The sequence below is a fragment of the Nocardia spongicola genome (assembly GCF_047200775.1).
Classification (GTDB): Bacteria; Actinomycetota; Actinomycetes; order Mycobacteriales; family Mycobacteriaceae; genus Nocardia.
Genome location: NZ_JBJZOO010000009.1, coordinates 45,614 through 68,937, shown reverse-complemented (window position 1 = coordinate 68,937; position 23,324 = coordinate 45,614). Strand labels below are relative to the sequence as shown.

13 protein-coding genes are annotated in these 23,324 nt (G+C 65.0%); 2 read left to right on the top strand and 11 right to left on the bottom strand.

Annotated elements, in window-relative coordinates:
- Positions 1 to 48: 48 nt before the first annotated feature.
- Positions 49 to 207 (top strand): hypothetical protein, encoded by a 159-nt coding sequence (locus ACL02S_RS17215; RefSeq protein ID WP_412803452.1) that lies wholly within the window; start codon positions 49 to 51, stop codon positions 205 to 207.
- A 399-nt stretch (positions 208 to 606) separates the two neighbouring features.
- Here the strand turns inward: ACL02S_RS17215 and ACL02S_RS17210 are convergent, their stop codons facing one another.
- Positions 607 to 3,972 carry an arabinosyltransferase domain-containing protein gene (locus ACL02S_RS17210; RefSeq protein WP_412803451.1) on the bottom strand — a complete coding sequence of 1,122 codons (3,366 nt, stop codon included), beginning with the start codon at positions 3,970 to 3,972 and terminating at the stop codon, positions 607 to 609.
- A 196-nt stretch (positions 3,973 to 4,168) separates the two neighbouring features.
- Between ACL02S_RS17210 and ACL02S_RS17205 the strand changes: the two genes are divergently transcribed.
- Complete coding sequence (locus ACL02S_RS17205) at positions 4,169 to 4,666, top strand: peptidylprolyl isomerase (RefSeq protein ID WP_412803450.1); 498 nt, start codon at positions 4,169 to 4,171, stop codon at positions 4,664 to 4,666.
- A gap of 91 nt (positions 4,667 to 4,757) precedes the next feature.
- Here the strand turns inward: ACL02S_RS17205 and ACL02S_RS17200 are convergent, their stop codons facing one another.
- The 10 genes from ACL02S_RS17200 to ACL02S_RS17155 form a co-directional block, all read right to left on the bottom strand.
- Entirely contained in the window at positions 4,758 to 6,302 is a 1,545-nt protein-coding gene (locus ACL02S_RS17200) for an acyl-CoA carboxylase subunit beta (protein ID WP_412803449.1), read from the bottom strand.
- Positions 6,299 to 11,638, bottom strand: coding sequence for a polyketide synthase Pks13 (gene pks13, locus ACL02S_RS17195; RefSeq protein WP_412803448.1), 5,340 nt, complete (start codon positions 11,636 to 11,638; stop codon positions 6,299 to 6,301). Before pks13 ends, ACL02S_RS17200 begins: the two co-directional genes overlap by 4 nt.
- Positions 11,639 to 11,746: 108 nt before the next feature.
- Positions 11,747 to 13,663 carry a long-chain-fatty-acid--AMP ligase FadD32 gene (fadD32, locus tag ACL02S_RS17190; protein WP_412803447.1) on the bottom strand — a complete coding sequence of 639 codons (1,917 nt, stop codon included), beginning with the start codon at positions 13,661 to 13,663 and terminating at the stop codon, positions 11,747 to 11,749.
- Positions 13,664 to 13,851: 188 nt separating this feature from the next.
- Positions 13,852 to 14,895 carry an LLM class F420-dependent oxidoreductase gene (locus ACL02S_RS17185; RefSeq protein WP_412803446.1) on the bottom strand — a complete coding sequence of 348 codons (1,044 nt, stop codon included), beginning with the start codon at positions 14,893 to 14,895 and terminating at the stop codon, positions 13,852 to 13,854.
- A gap of 167 nt (positions 14,896 to 15,062) precedes the next feature.
- On the bottom strand, positions 15,063 to 16,028 hold the full coding sequence (locus ACL02S_RS17180; protein WP_412803508.1) for a cutinase family protein: 966 nt from the start codon (positions 16,026 to 16,028) through the stop codon (positions 15,063 to 15,065).
- A gap of 17 nt (positions 16,029 to 16,045) precedes the next feature.
- Entirely contained in the window at positions 16,046 to 16,591 is a 546-nt protein-coding gene (locus tag ACL02S_RS17175; protein ID WP_412803445.1) for a DUF732 domain-containing protein, read from the bottom strand.
- Positions 16,592 to 16,768: 177 nt separating this feature from the next.
- The gene (locus ACL02S_RS17170; RefSeq protein WP_412803507.1) at positions 16,769 to 18,568 is read right to left on the bottom strand and encodes an alpha/beta hydrolase-fold protein; all 1,800 of its coding nucleotides are present in this window, start codon (positions 18,566 to 18,568) and stop codon (positions 16,769 to 16,771) included.
- Between the two features lie 291 nt (positions 18,569 to 18,859).
- Complete coding sequence (locus tag ACL02S_RS17165) at positions 18,860 to 19,912, bottom strand: alpha/beta hydrolase (RefSeq protein WP_412803444.1); 1,053 nt, start codon at positions 19,910 to 19,912, stop codon at positions 18,860 to 18,862.
- 284 nt (positions 19,913 to 20,196) lie between these two features.
- The gene (locus tag ACL02S_RS17160; protein WP_412803443.1) at positions 20,197 to 21,267 is read right to left on the bottom strand and encodes an alpha/beta hydrolase; all 1,071 of its coding nucleotides are present in this window, start codon (positions 21,265 to 21,267) and stop codon (positions 20,197 to 20,199) included.
- Between the two features lie 115 nt (positions 21,268 to 21,382).
- Positions 21,383 to 23,260 (bottom strand): arabinofuranosyltransferase AftB family protein, encoded by a 1,878-nt coding sequence (locus ACL02S_RS17155; protein WP_412803506.1) that lies wholly within the window; start codon positions 23,258 to 23,260, stop codon positions 21,383 to 21,385.
- Between the last annotated feature and the right edge of the window lie 64 nt (positions 23,261 to 23,324).

The following is a 23,324-nucleotide window of genomic DNA, read 5'->3' as shown; positions in this document are numbered from 1 at the left end:
GCGATGTATCGCAGGACGAATCGGGCTATTGGCCTTAATCTGGGAACTATGACAACGGCATTCGATGGTATGGATCTGCGCGATCTTGTCGGACTGCTCAACGAGGAGGAACAGCGGGAGCTGCGCCCCGCGGTGCTGCGGATGCTCGGCCGCCTTCCCGCGCAAGAGGTGCTCCGGCGCGAGCTCGGTCTTCGGCTGAAGGTCTGAGCAGCCGGTTACGCACCGGAACCGAACGGCAGGGCCGCCACGCAGGATAGTCTGTGCGGCGACTCTGCCGTTCGGTTCTGTGCGCTCTGCCGTTCTGCGATGGACGCCTAACCTGTACACAACTCGCCGAAAGCGACGTCGACGGGTATCGGCACATCCACAGTCAATCGCCGAGTGTGCAGGCACACCAAGTGGTATCGGCCTTCGGAAAGGCGGTACTCCTCGATCTGCTCGATTCCATCGCCCGGATCGGTGAGAAACACTATGAGGTACATCGGGATACCGGCGGAGGCTGAGCGGGATATCCCCTGGATGTGTATATCCAGGGGCAGGACAATGGCAGGCCGCCGCGCGGGATCGCTTGCGCGGCGGCCTTGGTCCGGGGTGGCCAGGAACGGGTCAGAACACTCGTAACCTGCCTGGTGACCACAGGCCCGACCTGGTCACCGTGCCGGTGTCCAGGGTGGCCTCGACCGCATTGCGGTCGTACCGGCTGTAGCGTTCCAGTGAACCCCAGTCGCGTGCCCAGTCGTCCTTCAGATAGGTAGGCACTGTGGTCGATTTCGCCAACATCTGGGTGAAGCCGAGCGGACCGCCGAACTCCTCGGCCTGCCAGGTGTTGGTCGAGCTGATGGCCAGCGGACGATCGGGCAGGATTCGGTAATTCGGCATTTCGGCCACGCCGTTGCGGTGGTCGAACGGGCGCTGGCACGGGAACTGCAGGCCAACCGCCCAGTCGAGCAGGATCGGCTGCTCGGAGCCGAGGAAACTGTTGAGCGACTGCAGCTTCGGCATACGCGGCGGTGTGAACGCCAGCCATTGGTCACCGATCAAGGACGGATCCCGCGCGACGATACGCACCGCATCGGCATCCGGCGCGATCTCATCCAGCGGTACCCGCAGATTGCGCCAGGACGGGGACGGGCCGATATCCCGCGGCTGGTAGGTGCCGAGCTGTTCCACACTGCCGTCCGGCTGACGCTTACCGTAGTCGACGGTCAGCCACTGGCCGTACTGCATCGCACCGGTGTCGTCGTAGGAGAGGATTCGTCCGGCGGCCGAGATCACTACCAGCGGTTTGTCCGCCGAACGTGGCTCGAGCTGATACCAGCTGGAGGTGAGTTCCGCCGGCTGCTGCATACCGGTCTGATAGCTGCCGAGAACCGGTGTGGTCGCCGGGTCGAGGCCGAACGGCAGGGCAACGGTACTGCCGTTGACGCCCCGCGCACCCTGACCACCGCCGGTACCCGCGTTCTGCCCTTCGGCGAAAGCGGCGCCGATCGACTGATTGGAGGTGTTTCCGGTCCCCGGTTTCACCGGCACACTGTCGGCGGACAGATCGTCGGGCACCCCGTTCGGATCGAAACCGACCGGATCGGCGCCTGCCAGCGGATCAGCAGGATCGGTCGGCGGATTCGCCGGATCGATGATCGGCTCCAGCCTGCCGTTGTTCGGGTCCGGTTCCACCAGAACATCATTGGCCAGGCCGCAGGTATCGCCACCGAGCGCGGCGAAGTTCGCACGGGCCAGCGAATACGCCGGATACTGTGAGACCGCGCCTTTGAGCAGCGAAAGCACTTCCAGCGCCACGACTATCGCGGTGACCACGGTCAGCGGAATCGCGGCGAACCGGCGAATCCGCCTGCCTCGCGGCGTCTTCGCCGACGGCTGTGGCCCGGTGTACTCCTCCCGCAACGCGTACCAGCCGATCAGCGCGAGCGCCAGACCGAACAGAATGAGTATCACGGTGCTGGACTGGTAACCCTGCAACGAGACCGGCTTATCGAACCACGGCACCCCGTAACTGGACACATACCAGTAGCCGTTGATGCCGGAGAACGAGATCGCGAGCACGAACAGCAGCCCGGCCAGGAAGATCACCCGGTTCTTGCGGGCCCGCAGTGCGCTCGCCGAGACCGCGACCGCGGTGACCGCGGCCAGTGAGCCCGCGATGCCCGCGTACGCGCCGAAATGATGGGTCCACTTGGTCGGGTTGAACATCATGAAGAAGATGGTTCCGAACACCACGCCCATCAACCGCCAGGTCGGCCCGCTCGCGATACCGGGAACCCGCCTGCGCCGTAGTAGCACCAGCATGGTGGTGAACAGACACAGCAACATCACCAAGAAGGCGAAACGACGCGATAGCGAACCATCCACCGTTTCCACGAACAGGTAGTAGTACCGCAGGTAGTCCTCGTTCCAGCGGAGGTTGGGACCGGTCGCCTGGCGTACCCGGTTGGCCTCCTGGATACCCGCGAAGGTCTGATCGCTGTAGACCACCGTCAATACGAGCAGACCGGCCGCCGCGAACGGCGCCAGCAGGGGCAACGTCGAACCCCACCGCCCGACCCCCTCGGCGGCGAACTGCCGATGCTTGCGCACCACGATGCGCACCATCGGCCGGATGCCCGCGAGCAGCGCTGCCACACACATGAGCCCGGTCGGCGCGGCGGCCAGGGTCAACGCCGCGATCAATACAGCGACCGCGGCGGGCAGCAGACGGCTGGTCGCGATCGCCCGTTCGATCGACACCCAGGTCAGCAGCGCGCCGAGCGCGACGATCGGCTCGGAGCGCAGGCCGTTGTCGAAGGGCAGCCAGAAGGCCAGGAACACCAGACCGCCGGTCCACAGCGCCACCTTGCTGGTCCGCACACCGCGCCCGAGCCGAGGTACGACCTCACGGCTGATGACCATCCAACACAACAGCGCGCAAGCCAGCGCGGGCAGTCGCACCCACGGGCTGGCCGTCGAGATCTGCGCGAAGAGCCCGATCACGTCGTAGTACCAGCCGAACGGGGCCTCCGGCACGCCGTACCAGCGGAAGTAGTTGGCCATATACCCCGCGTGCGGGGCCACCCGCACCATGCTGAGGATGTAACCGTCATCGGAGGTGTTCGCGCCGACGAAATGCCACAGCAGCAGGATGCCGACCACCGCGCCATCCGCCCCGGTCGGCTTCAGCCAGTTCGCCGGGAAGAACCTTCGGTGCCCGCGCCCGTCACTGCCGTCGAGCCGAGCCAGCGCCGTCAGCGCCAGCAGTGTGCACAACACCGCCGCGAACATCGCGATCAGCTTGATCGCGGTCGGGCTGGTCGAGAAGCGGGTGTCCAGTGTCATGTGCACATCGAGGCCGGCGGGAACCGCGCCCTTCAGATCGGAGAACACCCCGACCACCTGCGGCCGGTGATCGCCGAGCAGCTGCCCTTCCACCGGCACCGCGACCTTCTCGACCGCACCGGGTCGACCGCCCTCTACCGGCCGCTCGATCTGCTCGGTGAGTCCGTCGAACACCGCGTAGGTGCGGTCGCTGTCGGAGTGGATACTCAGCGAGGTGCACTCGTTCATCCGCGCACGGTCGGCCGAGACCACGACCACGTTGCGGTCCACCACATCCACCGAGTCCGGCGAAACCCGTACGAACATGGCCTCCAGAGCGGCCCGGTCGCCCTGCGGTGGCGCGGTAGCCAGCAACATGCCGCCCCGCCCTGGCAACTGCGCGACGACATCGCACGGGATCGTGGCGTCCAGTTCGATCGGCACCTGCGACATCAGCGGCGCCTGCACAGTGCCGAGTGTCCCGTTCTGCGGCCAGCTCAGTACCGCGGTCGTCTGCGTGACCGGCAAGAACGGAGTCGCCAGCGCGAATAACGCGCCGAGCACCCCGGCGATCAAGGCGATTATCCGCGCGGTACGGAAATCGCGCGCGGCCGCCGCCGGAGCGGTGGGCGGTTTTGTCAAGACAGCGGTAGCGGCGTCGTGCACGATTGGCAATGGTATCTTCCCGCATACGCACGCGAGCGCAGGCGCAGGCCGAACAGACTCGTGGCTCTCAGAATGTTCGGAGCCGACGGCCGGAATGTTGTGCCGATAAGCGAGAAAATTACCCCGAAATCCGCCACGGCGAAGGAACGGACCCCCATGCCGCTGACCGATAGCGACACGATGGGAAGGTAGGGGTATGACCAAGGTGAATATCTCGACCAACCACGGCCCGATCGTCCTGGAACTGGACGAGCAGAAGGCACCGGATACGGTGCGTAATTTTGTGGACTACGTGAACGCGGGCCACTACAACGGAACGATTTTCCATCGTGTCATTCCCGGCTTCATGATCCAGGGTGGTGGCTTCGAGCCCGGGATGCGTCAGAAGGGGACCAAGGCCCCGATTCAGAACGAGGCGAACAACGGCCTGAAGAACGCCAAGTACACCGTCGCGATGGCGCGTACCAACGATCCGCATTCGGCCACCGCGCAGTTCTTCATCAATGTCTCCGATAACGACTTCCTCAACCACTCCGCCCCTACCCCTTCCGGATGGGGCTACGCGGTCTTCGGCGCGGTGACCGAGGGCACCGACGTGGTCGACAAGATCGCCGCTGTCTCCACGTCCTCGGCGGGCATGCACCAGGATGTGCCGGTCGACGACGTGGTCATCGAATCCGCGAGCATCGTGTGATCCTCCGCTAGGACCGACGCGCATCGGGCCGCACCCACAGGGTGCGGCCCTGATCGCGCGGTACCGTTCCGCTACTGTCGTCCGAGCGCCGCTACAACGGAAACAGATGGTGCTTACGTGGGTTGCGGGCAAGGTCTTTGTCCCGCAGCAGATGCAGAGCGCGACGGATCTCCAGCCGGGTAGCCGACGGTTCGATGACCGCGTCGATATATCCGCGCTCGGCGGCCACCCAGGGTGTAGCCATGGTGGCGTTGTAGAAGTCGATCAGCTGCTGCCGGATCGCCGCCCGCTGCTCCTCCGGAGCCGACTCGATCTGCTTGCCGCTCATCAGGCTGACCGCGCTTTCCGCACCCATCACCGCGATACGCGCGGTGGGCCAGGCCAGGTTCACATCGGCGCCGAGTTGCTTGGACCCCATCACGGCGTAACCGCCGCCGTAGGACTTGCGGATCACCACGGTCACCTTCGGCACCGTGGCCTCGACGTAGGAGAACAGGAAGCGGCCACCACGTTTGATGACGCCGATCTTCTCCTGCTCCACTCCGGGCAGGAACCCGGGCGTATCCACGACGAACACCAGCGGAATCTCGAACGCGTCGCACAGCCGCACGAAATGCGCCGCCTTATCCGAGGCCCGTGCGTCCAGCGCGCCCGCGGACACCATCGGCTGATTGGCGACCACACCGACGCTGCGCCCGTCCACACGGGCGAAACCGGTGATGATATTGCGGCCAGAGGCCGCGCCGACCTCATGGAACGCCCCGTCGTCGAAAATGCGCAACAGGATCTCGTGCATGTCATAGCCGGAGTTGTCGGCGTCCGGCACGATCGAGTTCAGCTCCAGGTCGCTGTCGGTGGTCTCCGGCTCCAGCCCCGGGTTCACGATCGGCGGCTGCTCCTGGCAGCTGGTGGGCAGGTAGCTCAGGTACTCGCGCACCCACTCGAATGCCGCGGCCTCGTTCTCGGCGATATGGTGGATATTGCCGTATTCGGCCTGGCTGCGCGCGCCGCCGAGTTCCTCCAGACTCACATCCTCCCCGGTGACCTCACGGATCACTTTCGGACCGGTGACGAACATGTACGCCGCATCGGTCGCGACCACCACATCGGTGTTGATCGGGGCATACACGGCACCACCAGCACATTTGCCGAGAATCATCGAGATCTGCGGGACCAGCCCCGATAACGGCTCCTGGCGCCTGCCCAACTCCGCGTACCAGGCCAGCGAGGTGACCGCCTCCTGCACCCGCGCGCCGCCGGAATCGTTGATGCCGACCACCGGGCAGCCGACCTTGGCCGCGTACTCCAGGATCCCGGCCACCTTACGGCCGAACATCTCGCCGACCGAACCGCCGTAGACGGTCTGGTCGTGCGAGAACACCGCTACCGGCCTGCCCTCGACCGTGCCGTACCCGGTGACCACACCGTCGCCGTAGAGCGCGGTGGGATTACCTGGTGTGCGCACCAATGCACCGATTTCCACGAAGGTGCCTGGATCGAGCAACATCTCGATTCGAGCGCGCGCGCTGGGGATTCCCTTCTTCGCACGCTTGGCCACCCCCGCTTCACCCGCGGGTTCCTGCGCTGACTCCAGTCGAGTGCGCAGTTCGGCGAGTTTCTCGGCAGTAGTGCTCACTCGTCCCCTTTCGCCTCTATCGCGGCGAGTTTCGCGGTCAAGTCGGCCCCGATCTTCCCGATCCGCGGCTCATCGATGATCTGCAGATGATCGCCGGGGATATGGACGATTTCCAGGTTAGCGAGATATTCGTCCCAGCCGCCGTTCGGTAGTCGCTCGGCATAGCGGGGCTCCAGCTCGATCGCGCCATCGTGATAGCGATCGGCGAGGTAGAGCACCACATCACCGTCGTAGCGGACTGGCTGGACCTGCTGCAAGGCCCGGCTCTCGACCCATGAGGTGCGCTGATGTTCGAGCACTCCGCCCGGGATCTTGGCACCGGTCAGCTTGATGAGTTCGCTGATCATCTCGAACTGTTCCTCGTCCGATGCGGCGGCCAGCTCCCGCAGCTGCTCGGGCGGAAGTTCACCCTGGACGTTGTAGGTCTTCCGCGCGAAGGCCTGGTACCGCTCGATGCGTCGTACCCGCTCTTCGGGACTGTTGTCCTCCGGCTGGCTCGGGATCGCGAGATCGATGAGACCGACCACCCGGACGTCCGCGCCTTCCGCACGCAGGATCTGCGCGGACGCCATGGCCAGCACGGCGCCGAGCGACCAGCCGTAGAGCACGAAAGGTCCGTCACCCTGCAACTTGCGCAATTCCGGCACATACTGCCGTGCCCGCTCCTCGATGGAACCGGCCACCCGCTCGAAGCCGTACATCGGTGTGTCGGCGGGCAATCGCTTGAGCAACGGTTCGTAGACCAGTGTGTTGCCCCCCGCGGGATGGAACACGAACACCGGCACCGCGGTCGAGCCCTCCGGCCGCGCCCGCAGCGGACGGATGAAACCATCCACATCGGCGCCGCTGTCCTGCAGCGTGCGGACGATCTCGGCGAGCTGCTCGATGGTCTCGCAATCGAGCACATCGTCGACGCTGACCTCGGCCCCGACCCGCTCGGTCAGACGCGCGGCCAGCTTCTCCGCGGTGTCCTCGTCGAGGATCGGCAGCGTGTTGAAAATGCCTTTCGCGGACTGCCCGGTGACCACCGCCCAGGTAGCGAAGGTGAGGCGCTCAGCGGCATCACGTGGCGGAACATCGTCCTCGCCTGTCGTGGTCTGCTGCCCGCCGCCGAAGGTCGCGGCCGCCTCGACCGGTGCGGGCTCAGCGGCGGGAACCGTATCGGACGCAACGGTATCCGGTGTCTCGGCAGCGTGGCCCGCGGGCGCGCTATCGATATCCGGCGCGGCATCGGCGCCGGGTACCGCGGCCATGGGGTCGGCGCCGGTGGCCAGCGCCTCCCTGGCCGCGGCGATGAAATCGGTGTCGACGGCCAGCTCACCCGATCCGCCATCGGCCTTATCGGCGGCCTGCTGATCGGCCAGCGCCTGTACCTCGTCGCGGTGTTCGATGGCGTAGCGCAGCACCTTGCCGACCTCGTGCAGGCTCGCATCACGTACGGCCTGGATCTGCAGCTGCGGGATATCGAACTCGTACTCGACCCGGTTCTTGATGCGCATGGCCATCAGCGAATCCAGACCGAGTTCCATCAGCGGAATCTCCATCGGGAGGTCTTCGACGGCATAGCCCATGGATTCCGCGACGATCAACGCCAGCCGGGCCTCCACGGTCTGCGTACCGTTGGGGTCCCAGCGATCGCCGAAGGTCTCCACGATCTCGAAATCCGCTTCGCCCTTGGCCGGTTCGACTTCGGCAGCCGGGATCGGCTCGGCCACAGTCGGTTCCGGCAGTGGGGCGCCCGAGGTGACCACGGCATCGAGCAGCAACCGGAAGTCACTGCCCGCCTTGGCATGGACCTGCACCGAGGCGCCGCCGGGGTGCGGGGTGAGTGTGGTGGTGAGCGTTCCCGTGGCCGGAATCGAGCCGTGCGGAATCGATGCGCCCAGCGATACCTCACGCAGCACCTGCGCCGCCGACGCGGTCACCAGTGCGGTGAGATCGGTGACGGACGCGGCCTGCACCTCCCAGACATGCCTGCCGTCCGGCAGCGCGACATGCGCTCCAGGCACCCGGTTGTTGCCGCCAGCGGCGATCTTCGCCTTGGGCCAGTACGGCTTGCGCACGAACGTGGTGCGCGGGATATCCGCGTAATCACCGGCACTCAGCAATGAGGGCAGATCCACCCGGTGGCCGTGCACGTAGAGCTGGGCGAAAGCGGCGATAACACCGGCGGATTCGTCCTCCTTACGCTTGAGCGTCGGGATGAGCTGTGCGTCCGGTACGCCCTCGGCGAAGGTGGTGCCCAGAATCTGCATCAGCGCAACGGAATTCGGCGCCAGCTCCAGGAATGTGGTGTGCCCGGCGTGCACCGCGAGTTTCACCGCGTTGGTGAAGTACACGCTGTGGCGCATGTTCTTGACCCAGTAGTTCTCGTCGTGGATCGGGTCGTGTCCTGGCCGGAAGAACTCTTCCTTGTGCACCGTCGAGTACAGGCCGGTTTTCAACCGGGTCGGCTCGATACCGGCCAGTTCCGCGGCCAGCTCGCCGAGCAGCGGATCCATCTGCGAGGTGTGCCCGGCGCCACGGGTCGGCAGTACCCGTGCGAACTTGCCCGCGGCCTCCACCTGCGCCACGATCGCCGCGACCTGCTCCTGTGGGCCGCCGATCACCGTGTTGGTCGGCGCCGCGTACACCGCTACCTCGACATCCGGATAGTCCGACAGCAGATTCGCGATATCCTCGGCGCTGTACTCGACCAGCGCCATATTGCGTACATCGTCATCGCTGACCATCTCCTCGCCCTCGCCCATAAGGCGGGAGCGAGCACAGATCACCCGGACAGCGTCCTCCAGCGCGAGGCCACCGGCGATATACGCGCCGGCCACCTCACCCATGGAATGGCCGACCACCGCCTCCGGTTCCGCGCCGTGTGCGCGCAGCACCGCGGCCAGACCGATCTGGATGGTGAAGATACCGACCTGCGAGGTACCGACGGTGTAGTCCTGAGTGTCGTCGAGGAACATCTCGCGCACCGAGTATCCGGCCTCGTCCTGCACCAGCTCGTCGACCTGGTCGACGGTTTTCGCGAAGATCGAGTTCTCCAGATAGAGCTGCTTACCCATCTTGCGGTGCTGCGCGCCGAAACCGGAGAGCACCCACATCGGGCCCATGGCAGCGGGCGCGTCGGCGGTGAATACCCCGGAACCCGGCTTACCCGCCGCGATGGCGCGCAGCCCGGCGACCGCCTCCTCGTGCGTCTTCGCGAGCACGACGCCGCGTGAGCGCCAGTGACTGCGCTTGGCCAGCGACCGCGCCACATCGGCGAGCGGGGTGCGTGCGCCCGTTTCGGACTCCAACCAGTCGGCCAGCTCGGCGGCGGCACGGCGGCGGCGCGATGGCAGATACCCCGATATCGGCAGGATGAGCGGCAGCGGTTCGGTGCGCGCGTCGGTCCATTCGGTGACCGATGCGGTGGTCTCAGCCGTTTCGGTCGCCGGATCGTCCGTATGGACTTCGGCGGCGGAGAGGACGGCATCGGCTTCCGCGATCACGCCGGTGTTCTCGTTGTCCAAGACGGCTGCGTCCGGCGCCACCACATCCGGCACCGCCGCTGCCCGCACTGTCTCGTGGTCCGTACCGGACGACTGCTCCTCGACAGGCGCGGAGGAGCCCGACGCATACTCCTGAATGACGATGTGCGCGTTGGTGCCACCGAAACCGAAACCGGAGACACCGATGGTGGCCGTACCGCTGTAGCGCGGGAACGCGGTCGGCTCGTCGACGACCTTCAGATGCGCCTGGTCCCACGGAATGTACGGGTTCGGGCCCGCGTAGTTGATGTTCGGCGGGATGACATCGTGCTGCAGCGCCATGACCACCTTGGCCAGGCTGGCCGCACCCGCGCCGGACTCGAGATGACCGAAGTTGGTTTTCGCCGAGCCGAGCAGCGCCGGTTTATCGGCTTCCCGCCCACGGCCGACGACGCGGGCGAGCGCATCGGCCTCGATCGGATCGCCGAGCAGGGTGCCGGTACCGTGCGCCTCGATGTAATCGACGGTGCCAGGCACGATGCCCGCGTCCCGGTAGGCACGCCGCAGCACATCGGCCTGGGCATCAGGGTTCGGCGCGAGCAGGCCATTGGAGCGGCCGTCGTTGTTGACCGCGGAGCCCTTGATGACGGCGAGAATCCGGTCACCGTCCCGCTCGGCGTCGACGAGCCGCTTGAGCACGACCAGACCCGCGCCCTCGGAACGCGCGATACCGTCGGCATCGGAGGAGAAGGCCTTGATCCGGCCGTCCGGCGCGAGCGTGCCCACCGAATCGAAACCGAGCGTGGCCACCGGGGCCAGCAGCATATTCACCCCGCCGGCCAGCGCGAGATCGGCATCACCGGCGCGCAGCGCGCGCACCGCTTGGTGCACTGCGACCAACGTGGACGAACACGCCGTATCGACCGCGACCGACGGACCACGGAAATCGTAGAAGTAGGAGACGCGATTGGAGATGATGCCGGTGGAACTGCCGGTGATGCCATAGGCCGCGGCCGAGGCGGGTGCCGACGGATCGTCTTCGCCGAGCCCGAGCGCGGAGATCAGCATGAAGTCGTTGGTCGAGGTGCCGATGAAGACGCCGACCGGCTCACCACGCAGCTCACTCGCCGGAATCCTGGCGTGCTCCAGCGCTTCCCAGGTCAGCTCCATCATCAGGCGTTGCTGCGGATCGACCCGCTCCACCTCGATCGGCGACATCGCGAAGAACTCCGCGTCGAAGCCTTTGATGACATCCTGGTCGAGATAGCCACCGCGGGTGTTGCCCGAGGCGATCGCCTCGGCCGCCCTCGGATCCTCGGCGAACTCGATCCACCTGCCCTCGGGCAACTCACGGATACCGTCCCCGCCCCCGATGAGGAACTCCCAGGTCGACTCGGGGGTATCGCCCGCACCGGGCAGCCGGGTCGACAGGCCGACGATGGCGATATCGTGCGCTTCACCCTGGGTATGGCCGACGGTATAGAAGGCCTCGTCAGCCGATTCCGCAGGCATATCAGGCTCGCCGTTGACGATCCGCTCGGCCAACGCGGCGATGGTCGGATGCTGGTACACGATCGTCGCGTTCAGTATGACGCCGGTCAGTTCCTCGATATCACCGCCGAGAGCGAGGGCATCACGCGAGGCGAGCCCGAACTCCTCCATCGGCCGATCCACGGTGATCTGCTCGATCGGCTGTCCGGTCGCATCCGCGACCCAACGCCGCAACCACTCGCGCAGCTCGGCCACCGACATATCGGTCCGCGCGCCGGACACGGACTCGGCCGAGCCCGCGGCCGCCGTATCGGCGACGGCTGATGCGGACTCGGTACCGGTCGTCTGGGTGGGCGTGCCTTCGTTGTCAGCCATCAATTCTCAAGCTACCTGTCTGCGTAACCGGGCGTACCGTAAATCGACGCTCGGCATGGGAAGGTCGGCGCCGAGCGCCGATGGTCGGTTCGAGGCCGCCGTTGGCGATTACTCTTCTGGTGCATCGGGGAACGCTTGCTGGGTGTAACCACCCCGCAGCGTTCCCTCCAGATAAGCGGCCCGGCAGGCCCGCCGCGCGATCTTGCCGCTGGAGGTCCGCGGAATCGAACCCGCCGGTACCAGCAGGACATCGCGTGCGGTCACCCCGTGGCGCTGCGAGATCGCCGCGCGCACCGCGTCGGCGATCGGCAGTGGATCGGCCTTGCCCGCGCCTGGACCACGCTCACCGACGATGACCAGCTGCTCTGAGGCGTCGTCGGCGTCGAACTTCAGGCCGGAATGGCTGTTCTGCGCGAAGACCTCGGCCGGGAGCTGATTGGCAGGTACCGAGAACGCGGCGACGAAGCCGGGGCGTAACGCCTTGCTCGCTTCCTGGGCGGAGTACTCCAGGTCCTGCGGGTAATGATTACGGCCATCCACGATCACCAAGTCCTTGACCCGACCGGTGATGTAGAGCTCACCCTCGAAGTACACGCCGTAGTCACCGGTGCGCATCCAGTTCGCGTCCAGTTCGGTGCCTTCGGCGTGGCTGCCCTCCAGCAGCCGGTTGGTGACCTTGTTGTGGAACGTCGTCGAGGTCTCCTCGGGACGACCCCAGTAGCCGATGCCCATATTGTTGCCGTGCAGCCAGATCTCACCGACCTGACCGTCGGGCAATTCGCGACCGCCGCCAGCGGAGTCGACCGACTCCGGATCGATGATGGTCGCCCACTGCGAGAGCGCGACATAACCACAGGAAACCTGCGCGATGGCATCCTCATGGCCCGGCTCGACCCGCACCATGCGGCCCGCGTTGAGTTCCTTACGGTCGACGTAGGTGACCTTGGCCTCGTCCTCGGACTTGGTTGCGGAGACGAACAGCGTCGCCTCGGCCATGCCGTAGCACGGCTTGATGGCGGTCTTGGGCAGACCGTAGGGCGCGAATGCCTCGTTGAACTTCTTCATCGACGAGGTCGTGACCGGCTCACTACCGTTGATCAAGCCGATGACATTCGACAGATCGAGCGACTCGCCACTCTTGGGCAAACCACGCGCCGCGGCGTGTTCGAAAGCGAAGTTCGGCGCGGCGGCGAAGGTGCCCGCACCATCGGAGACCGCGGCCAGCTCCTTGATCCAGCGGTAGGGGCGGCGCACGAACGCGCTCGGCGACATGATGGTGATGTATTTACCGCCCACTGCGGGCAGGATCACCGTCAACAGCCCCATATCGTGGAACAACGGCAACCAGGTGACACCACGGGAATTCCAGTTCAGGTTGATCGCTTCCACCATCTGCAGCAGATTGGTGGCTACCGCGCGGTGGGTGATCTCGACACCGGCGGGCACCCGGGTGGAGCCCGAGGTGTACTGCAGATAGGCGATGTCATCGATCACGATATCCGGACGCACCCAGTTCTCGCCGACGCTGTCGGGGATCGCGTCCACCGCGATGATGCGCGGACGCTGGGCGGCGGGCAGCGAACGGAAGAACTGCCTGACCCCGGCCGCGGAGGAACTCGCGGTCAGGATGGCCGTCGGTTCGCAGTCGCCGAGCACCGCGTGCAGGCGATCGGTATGGCCCGGCTCATCCGGGTCGAACAACGGGACCGAAATGGTGCCCGCGTAGATCGCGGCGAAAAAGGAGATCACATAATCCAAGCCCTGGGGCGCCAAGATCGCGACCCGGTCACCCGGGTTGGTCACCTGCTGCAGTCGAGCGGCTACCGCGCGCAGCCGGGTACCGAACTCACGCCACGTCAACTCCTGCACTTCGCCGTCGCGCTCACGCGAGTAATCGATGTAGCGGTACGCGAGAGTATTCGCGTCGTTCCGGGTGTGCTTCTCGACGTGGTCAACCAGGGTGTGATCCTCGGGAATACGGATGTTCCCGGTTTCGTCCAGGTAGTCGTCGAAAATCTCTTCCATTCCTTCTCCTCCGAGGCACACACAGGCAATACGGCCAGATTGCCGCTGTTATCCGTGAAACCCCGACTCGCTTTCGCCCGCGGGTGCTCCAAGCACAGAGCAAGCCTGCAGATTTTGTGCGGTCTGCGCGGTGACCGCCTATCGGCTAGATGTATTCAAACCAGGGTTATGTTACAGAGAAGACCTGCTCACTCTTCCCGCAGCAGGGGGATGATGGGAGCGAACGCGTCCATCTGCGTGGGGAACACACCGACGTAGGACATCGAAGTGAGCTGGCGCACACGTCGAATCTGTTCGGCGATCTCCTCGAATGTACCTATCGCCACATAGGGCGAATTCAAGATGTCTTCGACCGATAGTTGTACGTCGACCTCGAGGTTCGGGTGCAGTCCCCGATCCAATGCCGACAGCGCCATCTCCGCGGTCTTCTCGCGATCGTCGGTGATCACGATAGCGGTGATGGCCCAGTTCAGCTCGATGTCGGCGAACCGGTCACCGGCTGCCTCCTTGATCAGATTCACCTTTTCGATGGCCTTCTCCAGGGTTATGCCGGAGAGGAGGCCCTTGCCGTTCTTGGTGGTCACCGGAACGACGGAGATTATGTCGGCGTGTTCGGCCGCCAAACGCAGCATCTTGGGGCCACCGCCACCGGTGCAGATCGGCGGGCGCGGACCTTGCCGCGGCCGCGGCGTCCCCTTGATCCCACGCACCTGGTAGTGCTTGCCTTCGAAGGTGCACTCCTGCCCACGCAGCAGTACATCGAGAATGGTCAGCGCTTCGTCCAGCTTCTCCAGCCGCACCCCTGGCGATTCGTAGGGAATGCCCGCATTCTCGAATTCTTCCTTGATCCAGCCCGCGCCGAGGCCGACCTCCAGCCTGCCCTTGGACAGCACATCGATCGTGGCAAGGTCCTTGGCCAGCACCACAGGGTGGCGGAAGCCGTTCGCGAGCACCGATGTACCGAGCCGGATCTTCTCGGTGGCCTGGGTCAGCGCGCCGAGCGCCGCGATCGGCCCGATCTGGTCACCGAGGTGGTCGGGCACGAAGAAGGTGTCGAAGCCGTACTCCTCGGCCTGCACGGCGGTCTGGACGAACTTGCGCGCACCACCCTCTTGCTTGTTCCCCTCACCGGAAGCACCGAAGCGGAATGGGCGCAGCGGGGTGCCCAGCGCGGTCGTCGCAGCATCCGCGGCACGGCTGACCGTGGTGGCCGGGGCGGCGGCTTCTGTCATGAACTCATGCTCCTGGCTGTACGGAAATATCGGCGCGGCGCCCGTCGGTAACCGGTGTCGGAACGTGGTCTGGCGTCGCGATCACCAGCGCACTTTACAGCGTGCTCCCGATTCGAGTTGTGCTTGTCACGCAACTGGATGCGGGTTATCGCGGGATCTGCGCGTTCTCACGAATGAGCCGGGTGCGGCGCGGCCTCGATGAGGCCCTCCGCCCACGTGACCGCCCACTGGGTCGCGGTAGCGCCACCTGGGTCGACGACGAAACTGTTGTAGAGGCTGTGCACTGGGTTACCCATCGCACGGACCAGGGTATTCAGGCTACCGAGAATATTCCACGGACGCAGCGCCTCGCGGGGAGCGTCGCAGACCAAGTCGCCGGGCGCGCAGATGGTGTAGGTGCGGTCGGCCAGCGCGCCGAAGCCTCCAGGACGTGGACCGGTCATCGTGATACCGGGCACATCCAACCCCTGCAAGGCGACCTCGGCGCCGACCCCGGGCGGGGGCGTGCCGATCTGGACGGGTTGGCCGGGGCCGGTCTCACCGGTACGCCGCCCGTCGGCTATCAGCGTTACACCGAGCACCAGTTCCGCGGGCACCGGGCCCTGGCCGGCGCCGATCCGCGCGGCGACATCACCGGCGATGACCGCGCCCTGGGAGAACCCCGCGAGCACGTAGGTGGTCAACGGGCATTCGGCGTGCCGGTCGGCCATGACATCGATCGTCCGCTGCACACCTTCGGATCGGCTGTTGTTGTAGGACTGCTGACCATCCGGTGGAATCGCGATCGGATTGGAGAACTGCGCGACGTACGGAATGGTGTACACATCCACGCGATCGGCAGGGAAACGCTGAGCGATCGGCTCGGAGACGCTGAGCATCAGCGACGCGGGATTGGCCGTTGGATGGTGCGGATCATCGAAGCTGTTGGACTCCCAGGTGCCTGGCACCGAGATCATCTGCACATCGGGGCAGCTCGCGGGCTGCGAAGCAGGCGGCCGCGGTGGCGTCGGACCGGGACCGGGCGGACGCACCCGCCCGGCGAGCAGATACCACAGCAGCAGGACGACCAGAACGATCAGCACGAAGACACCGATCGCGATCAGGCACCCCACCGGCTTACGCCGGCGGGGCACCGAACGGGACAGCGCACTCACTGGCAGTAGATAGCGCGCGCGGTCGAGATGTAGATCTGCCCGGCTTTCTCGACCGACATCTTCTCCTGATCGAAGGCGGGATCAGAACCGGCCATGGCGTTCACGAAGGTGGTCAGGTCCTCATCGGAGGCGCCCGCGGCAGTGCCCTGACAGACATACGCACCGACGCTCAGCGCGATGTCCGGGGTAGACGGTTCGATGCCCTGCGCGGCCAGCTCATCGAGGAACCGCCTGTCCTTATCGGAGTACTTCGAGGTGTCCACAGAGGGAGCGGCCTCGTTGGGTACCGGCTGTGGCCGCTCTGGCGGCACCTGCGCCGACTGCTCCGGCTCCGGCTCCGGTGCTGGTGCCGGTGCGGGCTGATCGGCAGCCTGCCCTGGCTCGGCAGGCGCAGCCGCGGCAGACGATGTGGTCGCCGTCGCGGTGTGGGTAGGAGTCGGCGTGCTCGTCGCGGTCGAATCATTGTCGCCGCACGCGGCGAGCAGGCTGATCGCGGCAATCGCCGCGGCCATGCCGAATACCTTTCCACGGGTCCGATGCATGAATTCTCGTCCTCGATCTGTCGCGAAGCGGGTCGGGTCGCCCACCAGGCTAGCCGCGTCCGATTCGCTGTGCCCGCGGCACGGGGTGTTCCCTGCCACGGTAAGAGCCGACCACGCCTGCGACCGACTCGAAACCGATCCGGCGCTATCCGATCAGTCCGACCGGATCAGCGGATATCACAGGCTGTGAACTTCCGATTCACCGTCATGGACGGTGATGAAACCGGCTTGGAAGTTCTGCTGCACACCGCCGGGAATAGGGAACTCATCGCTGATCGGGTACCCGAGCTTGCCGTTCTCGTAGCCGAGTTCACGCCAGGTATCCAGTACCGGCCCGTTACGCACCGCCCACGCTCCCGATAGCGGGCTCCAATAGATATTGCCGCCCTCGAAACCGCTGAATCGGCCGAAGTGCGCGAGCGGTTGCTCCTCGGTGACCGGAAACCCGAGTGCGCTGTTCTCATAGCCCAATTCGGCGTACTTGCCGAGGATCAAACCGTGGACATGGTGGGCTCCCGCGTTCCGGCTGTAATAGAACGGGCCGTTCTCGAATGCTTGCACCACACCGTCTCGATGCGGCGTCTTGGCCTCTGCCCCGGTCGGGTAGCCCGCAGGACCGCGTTCGAACCCCTGCCTACCCCACTCCTCTCCGATCGCGCCGTGGATCACCTGTGCGCCGGTCTGCGGCGTCCAGTAGAGCGCGCCGTGCTGGAAAGTCTGAAATCTGCCGCGATCGTCGGGCAGGGCGCGTTCGATACTCGTCGGCAGTCCGAGCGGCCCGGCCGGGCCGACGGCGGCCTGGTAACCGCCGCCGATCGCGCCACCGACCGGATACGCGCCGCTGTCCGGTGTGGAGAACACTCTGCCGCCGGTGAAATCCTGAGCAACACCGTTCGCCACTCGGTACTCGCCGGTAACGCAAGCGCCGAGCCAACCGTTCGCCGCGACCACCGCATCGATCGGACCGCCGCTATGGCATTCGGGCCGGTCCGGATCTACCCCGAGCGCGGCCGCTGCTTGGCGCCAGGACTGACGCATCTCGAAATCCCAGTACGGCCAGGAGTGGGTACCGGAAGGGCGATAGTTCACCTGCACCGGAATCGCCAGTTCGGACAATTTCGTCACGAAGTTCTGCGAGGTGATCCTGGAGAGGATCTCCAGGCCCATACCCGCGACATTAGTGCTCACACCTGGGATGTTCGCGGCGTGGTCGAAGGGACCGGTCACACCGCTTCCGCTGGAAACGTAGAGACTGACCCCGCGTAGTTTGTCGGCCAGCGCGTACGGATCGTGGGCTGCCCATTCCGGGCCCGTCGGCGATCCCCACATCGCCGAGACGTCGAAACCGCCCGCATCTCTGACGGCGAACTCGATGGCCTCTGGCATGCCGAGTGTTGTCGTGGTGAGAAAGCCGGAGTAGGAACCGGCGTAGCGCACGAAACCAGGATTCCGTGCGGCGAGGAGCATCGCGGCGGTGCCACCCATCGACAGCCCCTCGATACCCCGTACATCCGTTGCTCGCCAATAGTTCTCCAGCAGCGGAGGAAGCTCCTTGGTGAGGAAGGTTTCCCACTTGTAATTGTGTCCGTTGTTCGGCTCCAGCCAGTCGGTGTAGAAACTGGACTGCCCGCCGACCGGAAGCACGACGGTGACATTCTTATCGGCGAAGAAGTCGACCGCACCGGCCTCTTTCGTCCAGCCGCTCTCGTCATCGGTGGCACGCAGGCCGTCGAGCAGGAACAAAACGGGGAATCTGGCCTCAGGGCTGGCATTCCAATCCTTGGCCAGCAATAGCTGCACCTGGATCGGCACACCCATGGATGGCGAGTTCACCCATAACGCGACGCGCCGGTCGCTGAGCCACACCACCTTCTCCATAGCCGGTGCCACCATCGCCGCCTCTGGCTGCGCGACGGCGGGTACACCGCTGGACATGCTCGCGGCCAGCGGAATGGTTATGGCGATGGTGAGCAGCATGAGCCAACGTTTGCTCCGGCTACTACGGATAGTCCCTGCCACAAGAGTTTTGTACTCCGGATACGCCCGAGTTCACGGGCGACACGCGCTACATAGCAAACACTATTCTTCGCCGCATCACTCTCCGTCTGCCCAGCAACAGGGTCGGCCACAACCATGAGGCGACCACAAGCGCCCCTAGGTGGCAATTTCTCAGCTAATAATTGCGTCCGCACTCGGCCCCACAGGTCCCGCCCAACCCACGGGCTATGCCCCACCGTGCCGAGAACTCGGCACGGTGGGGCATCCGGCTCAACCGATATGGGCCGACATATCCGGAATCATCCGCCTGGCCTCGTCGGCCCAGTTGTTCCAGGCGTGAATGCCATAAGGCGGGAAGGAGTAGACAACGTTACTGCCGCCGAGCGAATCCATCCGAGCCTGGAAGGACCTCGTATTGGTCAAGGCCAGCGCTTCCAACTCCATACCGTTGAGGGTGTCGATAGTCGGTGGATCCGCCTCGGTCGGCCTGCCGCTGGCCGCGGCGATCCACAGGCGTGTCTGATTGCTGATCAAATTGGGCGCGAAGACGAGTGGGTCCATCCGAAACCATTGCGGGCTCCACGGCGGTGCCATCGAGTCGACGTTGTAACCGCCCGCTTCCAACATGGCGGTGCGAATCGCCTCACGCATACCCGGCGCGGAATTGTTCAGGTAGCCGGAGAACGACCCGGCGAAGCTGAACTGATCCGGATGATAGGCCGCGAGAGCCAACGCGGCGCTGCCACCCATCGACAGGCCGAATACCCCATTACGGTTCGGATTGAAGCCCAGCCGATCACGCAGCGCCCACCGCAGATTCTCGGTCAGGAAGGTCTCCCATTGGTACCGATAGCTCTTGCCCGGCCCACCGGAGAGGGCGTTCAATGCCCCTGAACCGGAGTTGCCTCCGGTACCAGCGGGAATGCCGAAGAACTCACTCGGCGCAGTCCAATCGGCGTAGAAACTGGATTGGCCGCCGACCGGCATGACCACATTGATGTTCGCACCGGCCAGGGCTGCCGGGATATCGGTCTCCAATTCCCAGCCGTTCAGGGTCTCCTGTGCTCGCAAACCGTCCAATGCGTAGACCACCCGATGGGTATTACCGTCCGCGGCACGGAGAACCCGGGTCTTGATCGGTCCCATACCGGAATCGACCCAGAAATCGAAAGCTGCTGGATCGAACGCCGCGGCGGCCGGTGCGCCGGTGCCTGCGATGGTTGTTCCGAACGGTAACAGCATTGCCGCGGCGATACCGAGAACCCATCGCCGCAACGACGCGCCGGTCGATCGGGAACTGCCGGGCTTGCACGCACTTCGCATCACATCGACCTTCCGCTCGGATTACCAGGTCAGCAAATGTTCCGCGATATTCACTACCTCGCCATCGAGCTCCGAGGCCCACCCCGCCGCGAAACCGGCAAAACAACCTCGCGATATGTTCTACGGCTATCAATCGAGGGGAATCTCTTCATAGTGCTGGATCGTCCGCTGCGGCACAACTACTGAACCATCTCATCTTCATATTTCTGACAGCGCTACCCGGACCGGAAAACGTGCGGTTGCCCTGCGCTACCGGCGCAGGGCAACCGCACGTCCGGCCGGAACTACCCGATATTCGCCGAGAGGTCAGGGAGCATCCGGTAGACCTCCGCTTCCCAGTTACGCCAATTGTGCAGGCCGACAGGCGGAAAACTGTAGGTGACATTGGTGGCGCCCAGCGACATCATCCGTACCTGAAAAGCCCTGGTATTGACCAATGCCAAGGTCTCCAACGGCACGCCTTGAACCACATCGAGCACCGATTGCACATCACCTTCGGACGGAAACCCGCTACCCGCCGCAATCCATAGCCGAGTGTTATTGGCCTTGAGCTGCGGCGCGAAGACGAAGGGATCCATCCGTAGCCATTGCGAGCCCCACGGCGGCGCCATCGCATCGATGTTGTAGCCACCCGCACTCAGCATCGCTACACGCATCGCCTCACGCATACCCGGCGCGGAAATGTTCAGGTAGCCGGAGAACGACCCGGCGAAGCTGAACTGATCCGGATGATAGGCCGCGAGAGCCAACGCGGCGCTGCCACCCATCGACAGGCCGAATACCCCATTACGGTTCGGATTGAAGCCCAGCCGATCACGCAGCGCCCACCGCAGATTCTCGGTCAGGAAGGTCTCCCACTTGTAGGTATTGACCTTGCCGAGAGTCTCCCCCCAACCGGAGGAACCGGTCAACGCGGAGCCCGAAGCCGAAGCAGACGACGCCGAACCGGTTGAAGCACCGAAGAAATCACTCGGCGCGTTCCAGTCAGCGTAGAAACTCGACGGGCCGCCGACCGGCATGACCACGTTGATATTCCACCTGGTCAGTTCCCGCGTGACCTCGGTGTCGATCTCCCAGCCGTTCAGGTCGTTACGCGCCCGCATACCGTCCAGCGCGTACACCACACGCTGGGTGTTGCCGTCGGCGGCGCGGAAGACGCGCGACTTGATCGGCCCCATCTCGGAATCGACCCAGAAGTCGAGGCCGTCCGGGTTGAACGCCGCTGACGCCGGGCCGATCGGCCCGGCTAGCGATAGCCCGAGCGGTAGTAGCACTGCCAGCGATACCAACACCGATCGCTGGAACCAAGAGCCTGCACTTCGAGTCTTACGATCACGCCCGACCACGCCTCGCATCCCGTTCAACCTTTCGTCTCACAGCGACAGCGGCAAGCCGTGCACACCATACCCGCCGATGCGTGCCGACGGGGGACATCACGGCCGGAGGCCGGGTCGAAACGTGAGTCCGCGCTCAGCGCGGCGCATCTGGGCGCGGGAACGGATCGACCAGCCCGCACCGCTGGATTTCGTACTTCGGCACCCGCTCGATGCGATATTCGGCGAATCGCAGCGCATTACGCAGGTTGTGCCGGAAACGCTCGAAAGTGAGCGGGCCACGGGAGGACAGCAGCAGAGCCTGAGTGTCGGGGCAGGACAACGCCGTACGTGCCTGGGCCACCCACTGCTCATCCAGGTACCAGGGCAACCACGGCTTCTCTTCCACCATGCCGACATCCGCGATAACCCAATCCGGATACAGGCTTTTATCGTGCCCGATCCGGCCGTCGACGAGCCGATCTGTGTGTGCGGCCAGTGGATAAGCCAAGCCCATCGGATCGATCACCCGCACGTCCAACGGGACGTTCATACTGGTCATTCCGAGATTCAGGAAGAAGACGGTATGCCCGACACCCTCGGGCGGGATAGGTGCGGGCGGCGGAACGATATACCAGAACGTGTACGACGGCGAGTTGAGCAGCAGACCACCCTCCGGGGTGGCCGCGATGTCTTCGACCATCGCACGCATCCGTGGATAGTCCAGATAGTCCTCGGCGCGGATCGGATGATCGTGCCCGGTATTGAGCACGTAGTAGATGCGCTCGTCGACGATACCGGTCGAGGAGATCTCGGTCCCGGTCGTGATCCCGGTGGTATCGGCAGCGAACAATGCCCAGCCCGCGGTACCAGCCAGCGCGATGACCAGCATCGCGAACGACCGGTTACCCGCGAGCACCGCGCGTACGCCTCCGGCGGGCGCGCGCAGCGGGAGCACCGCCACCGGAAGCAAGAGCAGAAACAGCTGTGGCAGCAGCATCCGGCCGTGCATGAAATCGCCACCGACCCGCAGCGCGTACACCGTGAGGAGGAAACCACTGACCAGGATCACAGTGACCACCGCGCCCGGCGAGCGCAACCGCTGCCGTACCCGGTCGAGGGACCACCCCTGCCCGGCGGCACGGTCGATCCGCGGCGTCAGCTCGGCCTGTGTGCGGGCGGCGAGCACACCCGCGATCAGCAACAGCAGCAGCGGCAGCCACAGGTAGTACGGACCGACCAGGTCCAAGAGATAGGTGAACCCTTGCCCCCATTTGGCCCCGCCCGCGTCCTTCGCCACCGCGGTGTTCGGATACGGCAGTCCGTAGTAGCCCATCCGCCAGACCTGATAACCGAGTGGAACCAGGCCTGCCACCGCGACGATCATCGCGCGCAGCGCCATCGGATGCACGCTGCTCTCCGGCATGGGCGCGATGAAGATCATCAACAGCGCGAGCGCGCCGACCAAGGTCAGCTCAGGACGAATCAGCGGGGCCAGCCCGGCGAGGAAGACCAAGCCGAACAGGCCTGGCAGCCGAGGCGATGCGGCTTGGCTCCAGCGCATCAGCTGCCACCACAGCAGACCGATCCAGCAGATCACCAGACCGCTCTCCAGGCCGGAGGTGGCGTAGTCGCGGGCCGGGGACAACGCGATATAGACCAGCACACCCGCTGGCAGCAGCAGCACTGATCCGCTACCACCCCACAGCCGGGCCGCTCCGAGCATGGCGAATACCACTGCGGCCAGCGATAGCGTGAGCGCCAGCCCGAGCACCACGTACTCGAGGCGAGCCTCGGTCAGCCAGCTGAAGAACCAGACCAGGTAGGTCCAGGCGGTGCTGGTATTGGTTTCGACGCGCTCACCCTGGTTGAAGACGGGACCGTTACCCGCGAGCAAGTTCCGCACCGTGCGCAACACGATGAGGCCGTCATCAGCGATCCAGCGTCGCTGCCAGCCACCGATCGCGAAGAGAACGACAGTGAGCGCGATCCCACCGACGAACGTGGCTTTGGATAGAACTGTAAAACGCGACATCGAACGCGCCGACCCATCGGCCTGCTGTCCTGCCACGTATTCTGTTCGCTCCGCTACCAGCATC